Source organism: Streptomyces sp. NPDC016677, from assembly GCF_055562815.1.
On the sequence record NZ_JBVHEO010000046.1, the window covers coordinates 1 to 1,341 of the forward strand.

Sequence of the window (1,341 nt, forward strand, 5' to 3'; positions counted from 1 at the left end):
GGAAGATTTTGAATCTACAAATTCAATAATTGATGATGTTTATTCTAATATGAATGAATTCAATAGAGATGATTTTTACAGCCTTATTAAAAGTAATATCTTTAATAGGATTGATTTTACTAAATATGATGAGAACCAGTTAGAAGGTTTTGATATTAACAAATTTAGGGAAAAAGGGACATTTTTTAAAATAACAGGAGTAAGGGATGTTTGGAATAACAGAAATATTGATAGGCTCTATCGAAGTTTAGATTCTCTAATTCCACCGAAGGAAGAACGAATATTTGATATATTTATTTTTACATTAAAAAGTGCAAAAACATACGGTGCGGTTCGCTCAGCTGGGTGTGACGATTATGATTATAAATTAACAGCGTATGTTACAAAAGAGCAGGAAGTACATTTTGAAATCAATAGAGAAGAGATAGATCTTGAAATATTGGATTATGATATATTTAATGAGAGTTTAAGAGAGCCGCCGTATGATAAGGAAACTTTCCTTACCAAAAAATATAAAACTAAACATAGTTTGACATATATGTTGCCTGGTGTTTCAGAAGATATAAGAAAAAAGCTTACAGATTTTTCTTTGACAATTTATTTTCTTAAGAGAGATTACTCAGTATCTGATTCGAAGACATTTAAATATAAGCATTTCGTACCAGCTAGTCGAAAAGAATGGCTTGATCGATATGGAGGAATCAAGATATTTAGAGATCATTTTAGAGTTAGACCATATGGTGATATAAACTCTACTTCGTTTGATTGGTTAAGGTTAGGAGAAAGAGTTCAAAAAAGTCCAGCTGGTATTGGTAAAAAAAATGGTGCTTGGAGAGTAAGAGCAAACCAAATATCTGGAACTATAAATATTTCTAGAAAAAATAATGTTTTTGAAGATAAATCTAGTCGTGAAGGATTGCAAGAAACAATAATATTTGAACACTTCCAAGAATTAATACAAAAAATTATTGAGGTCTTTGAAAAAGATAGGATAAAAGTTATGAGGGCTATCAAGGATCATCATGACAAAAAGAATCATAAAGAAAATATTAAAGACAAAGGAAAAAATTTAGCAAAAGAGGTTTTAAAGTCTTGGGATGTTACTCAAGAGATCAAAGCTCCTAAAAATACTGAAGAAGCTCGAAAGAGAATAGAGAAGCTTCAACAAGAAAAATTACTACTAGCTCAATCCCATAAAATAATAGAGGAGTCTATTGAAGAAAAGGAAAATGAAAATAAATTATTGAGAGCATTAGCTGGTACTGGTATAGCTCTTACTTCATTAGCTCACGAAATAAAAACAGTAAGCAATCCTTTAGTTACACGGAATGACTTTTTAAA

The 1,341-nt window shown here is 30.0% G+C and carries 1 protein-coding gene; it reads left to right on the plus strand.

Annotation, left to right across the window (positions count from 1 at the left end; all coding sequences use genetic code 11):
* Positions 1 to 1,341, plus strand: a 1,341-nt coding sequence (locus ACZ3IG_RS36185; protein ID WP_467437484.1) for a hypothetical protein, incomplete at both ends; no start/stop codon positions are given.